Annotated in this window: 5 protein-coding genes; 2 read left to right on the forward strand and 3 right to left on the reverse strand. The window is 52.7% G+C overall.

Annotation, left to right across the window (positions count from 1 at the left end):
* The coding region (locus tag AB7E14_RS21330; RefSeq protein WP_428169919.1) for a class II glutamine amidotransferase at positions 1-692 on the forward strand (692 nt) is incomplete at its 5' end.
* Here the strand turns inward: AB7E14_RS21330 and dpaA are convergent.
* Entirely contained in the window at positions 663-1,403 is a 741-nt protein-coding gene (gene dpaA / locus AB7E14_RS21335) for a peptidoglycan meso-diaminopimelic acid protein amidase (RefSeq protein ID WP_042997828.1), read from the reverse strand. The genes AB7E14_RS21330 and dpaA overlap by 30 nt on opposite strands.
* Positions 1,404-1,751: 348 nt before the next feature.
* Between dpaA and AB7E14_RS21340 the strand changes: the two genes are divergently transcribed.
* On the forward strand, positions 1,752-2,501 hold the full coding sequence (locus tag AB7E14_RS21340) for a C40 family peptidase (RefSeq protein ID WP_316962896.1): 750 nt from the start codon (positions 1,752-1,754) through the stop codon (positions 2,499-2,501).
* Here the strand turns inward: AB7E14_RS21340 and AB7E14_RS21345 are convergent.
* Both AB7E14_RS21345 and AB7E14_RS21350 read right to left on the reverse strand, forming a co-directional pair.
* Entirely contained in the window at positions 2,498-2,737 is a 240-nt protein-coding gene (locus AB7E14_RS21345; protein WP_044327753.1) for a hypothetical protein, read from the reverse strand. The genes AB7E14_RS21340 and AB7E14_RS21345 overlap by 4 nt on opposite strands.
* A gap of 105 nt (positions 2,738-2,842) precedes the next feature.
* Positions 2,843-4,215 (reverse strand): FHIPEP family type III secretion protein (locus tag AB7E14_RS21350; RefSeq protein ID WP_428169920.1); only part of this gene is annotated, 1,373 nt, incomplete at its 5' end.

Raw genomic sequence — 4,215 nt, forward strand, 5'->3', positions numbered from 1 at the left:
GAGGAGGAACCGGGCCGCATAAAGACGGCTGGGGCATCACCTTCTATGAAGGCAAAGGCTGCCGGACGTTCAAAGATCCGCAACCCAGCTTTAATTCGCCTATTGCCAGACTGGTTCAGGATTACCCGATCAAATCCTGTTCCGTGATTGCCCATATTCGCCAGGCGAACCGGGGCGAAGTGGCGCTGGAGAACACCCATCCCTTCACGCGTGAACTGTGGGGCCGCCACTGGACCTACGCACACAATGGGCAGCTTTCGGGCTATAAAACGCTGGAAACCGGCAATTTTCGCCCGGTGGGTGAAACCGACAGCGAAAAGGCATTCTGCTGGTTGCTGCACAAACTCACTCAGCGCTACCCGCGCACGCCGGGCAATATGACGGCGGTGTTCAGGTATATCGCAACGCTGGCGGGCGTACTGCGTGAGAAAGGGGTCTTTAACATGCTGTTGTCAGATGGTCGTTATGTGATGGCATTCTGCTCAACGAATCTGTTCTGGATCACGCGCCGTGCACCGTTTGGCGTCGCCACGTTGCTCGATCAGGATGTGGAGATAGATTTTCAGAAAGAGACCACACCGAACGATGTGGTCACCGTCATTGCCACGCAACCGCTGACAGGCAACGAAACCTGGCAAAAGATTATGCCAGGCGAGTGGGCGTTATTTTGTCTCGGGGAGCGTGTAGTTTGACGCCAGCTGCGGCTGAACCACTTCATGACTCAACGGTTTGCTGACGACATAGCGGCCATCGACAACCGACACGGTCGGTGGCTTGCGGGTCTGCTCAAAGTAATCGTATCCCGGTTTTAACTGCGACCAGAACTCTTTGTAATACGAATACTTGTGACGCTGCATATTGGCATCGGTCATGCGGAAGGGATAAATACTGACCTGCACACTCGACTGACCAAAGACCAACGCACCGGTGACAAACTGGAAAATCTCATCAATGCCGCTGTCGGTCATGGCGTAACAGCCAACCGAGACGCAGGCACCGTGAATCATCAGATATTTGCCTTCATAACCATGAGCACGGTCATAGGCGTTGGGGAAGCCAATATTAATGGCTTTATAAAAGCGGCTGTCAGGTTTGAGCTGGCTACGCTGGACGTTATAAAAACCTTCCGGACTTTTAAAATCGCCCTGGCGTTGTTTTGGACCTAATCCGCCGGAGTAATTACAAATTTTGTAGCTGTCGAGAAGTTGATACTGTTCGCCCATCTTGACGTAGAGATCGAGCGTGCGCTCTTCCTTGAAGATCTGAATATAGACCGGCGATCCCATCAATTGCTGCTTATACTCTTTGCTGATGGGGGTTGTGGAGCTATTGCTACTCAGCAAGCCGGCGAATGACACGCACGGGATCAAAAGCATCGCAATAAATAATGCGATTTTACGCATACTGCTTGTTCCTTGATAAAACGATTGCACACGCCAGAACGGCAAAAATAAGATCCCCAAATCGGACTAATCTGGATTTGGAACGCTCACATTAACACCACGACAGTTTTTCGCAAGCCCCTCGTGGTGCGTTTACAATTTATACAGAACGTTAGCGACACTGGCTGTCAGAACCGGCCCGATTTTGTCTATTTCCGCAGAACGGATGTCAGGCTCGTCGGCAGGGGCCTGGCGGATACAATTCACTGATAATAAACCATTAATTTTTTAATTATTGATTATTAAGCCTGGTCAGTTCCTCCCCTGGTTAAACTGTCGCCTCACTGTTTATTTAGGTTATGTTTTTTTATGTTTTTATCAGGTGCTCCGCGCGCCATTCTGCCGGGGCTACTCTCGTTATGTCTCCTTTATTCACCGTTATCTGCAGCCGTCTCTTCACATCAGACGTTTAGCTACGCCGCGACGTTGCGGATGCATAACCGTGAACGCCTGCTCAGTAAATATCAGGCGAAGCGCAGAAGGCAGGCGCATTATATTGTTTCCGGAAAGCCGGGCAGCAAGAGAGCGTTGCGCCAGCACAACCGTGAGTTGCTTAAACAGCATCCAGAATGGTTCCCGGGGCCGCTGCGCGCGGACAACCATCGCTGGCAGGAACTGGCAGAAAATAAGGCGTTCCTCACTAGTGACCATTTGCAGAACATCACGGAAGTGGCGATTCATCGCCTTGAGGCGCAACTGGGGAAACCGTACGTATGGGGAGGCATCAATCCGAATCGCGGATTCGACTGTAGTGGGCTTGTTTTCTACGCCTACAATAAAATCCTGGCGGCCAAATTACCGCGCACGGCAAATGAAATGTATCACTACCGTCGGGCGACGATTGTCGCTAACCGTGACCTGCGCCGTGGCGATCTGCTGTTCTTCCATATACACAGTCAGGATATCGCCGACCATATGGGCGTTTATCTGGGGGATGGACAGTTTATCCAGTCCCCGCGTACGGGCGAAACCATCCGGGTGAGCCAATTGACCGATCCGTTCTGGCAGGATCACTTCCTCGGCGCACGCCGGATCCTCAAGGAAAATACCATCATCTAACAGGCAAGCAGCAGCAGGATGATGAAGACAAGCATCATCGTGCCTGCCAGCAACAGATCGACGGGTTCGATGAGCGCGACGTGCGCGGGCATCGCGTCATCTGTTGATTGCGTTTCATTATGTTGTTGCAACTCTTGCTGGCGCACAAACTCCCGGTATGTGCGCCAGTACAATCTGACGTCATCATGCTGAGCGTCGTTTTCTGAAGGGGATGGGATATTCTGTTGAATGGTCACTCATCAATCCTTTAACTTGAGCAGGCATTTGAAGCGCGACCTCCTTGTCGCGTCATCTTTATAAAGCGGCAGAAAAAACGCCGACTTAAACAGCCGGGTAATTATTTAACTCAGTGCCCCCATAATTTTCAGCTCCAGTTCATCAGCCACTTCGTTATAAGACAGAACGTTCAGACCCGGCGCAAAGAGTCGGGCATAGCGTGCCAGCAGTGGACGTAGCGACGGCGCGACCAGCAGCACCGGCTCTTTGCCTGCGGCTTTCATCTGCTCCTTAATTTGCGGCATATTGCTCTGGAACTGATTAAGCATGTTCGGATCCACCGGCACGCTGTCGAGCATCACCTTACCGCTCTGCTGCGCCTGATTCACCACGTTAGAAAGCAGGTTTTCCAGTTCGTTATTCAGCGTATAGACCGCCAGCTCCTGTTTGCGAACAAACGGGTGCGTAATGCTGCGACGCAGTGCAAGACGGATATCGGCGACCAGCAGAATGGGATCTTTCGTTACGCTACTGCTGGCAACCAGCACGGTGGCGATAGTCACAATGTCGCGCAGTGATACGCCTTCAGTCAGCAGCGCCCGATACACTTTCAGCAACTGGCTGTAGTTGAGCGCGGCGCTGAGATCTTCCGCCAGGCGCGGTGCCATTGACGAGAGACGGTTATGCAACTGCGTAATGTCATCATAATTAAACAGATCGGGAATGTAGCTGCGCACCACCTTATTCACATGCGTGGCAATCACGCTGGCGCTGTCGATCACCTGATACCCCATATTCAACGCTTTCGCCTTCTGCGCTGCCTGGATCCAGGTCACCGGCATCCCGTACGCCGGGTCATTACCCAGAATGCCATCTATCTCGCCGTAAGTTTCGCTGGAAGGTAGCGCCATCAGGCGGTCAGAGGGAATATCGGCTTCATCGGCCTTAATCCCGTTGATATAGATCGCGTACTGGCTGGGCTTTAACCTGAAATTTTCACGGATGCGAATCTCCGGCAGCAACACGCCGTTGGTATCGGAGATTACCTGGCGCACGCCACGGATACGCTGGGTCAGCGGATTGCCTTTTGATTTATCCACCAGTGAGACCAGCTTATATCCCAGACTCAGGCTGATTGGCTCAATCAGCGGGATGGTTTCCCAGGTAATCTGCTGCTCGGTCGTTTCGACGATTGTTTTCGTCAGCGTTTCGAGGTTTTTCTCTTCAGCCTCAGCGGCTTTCGGACGTTTACTCATCCGCCAGGCGGTGAAGCCCAGCAGGCCGCTGAACGCGAGGAACGGGAAATGAGGCAATCCCGGCACCACAGCCAGTACAAACATAATGCTGGTGGCGGAATACAACACCGATGGGATGGCCAGTAACTGTGCGCGAACATCGGTGGCGATATCGCCATTGTCACTGACGCGGGTCACGATGATCGCGGCGGCGGTAGAGAGCAGAAGAGAAGGGATCTGCGCCACCAGACCGTCACCGATGG

Source organism: Citrobacter sp., assembly GCF_050252275.1.
Lineage (GTDB): Bacteria > Pseudomonadota > Gammaproteobacteria > Enterobacterales > Enterobacteriaceae > Citrobacter_A > Citrobacter_A amalonaticus.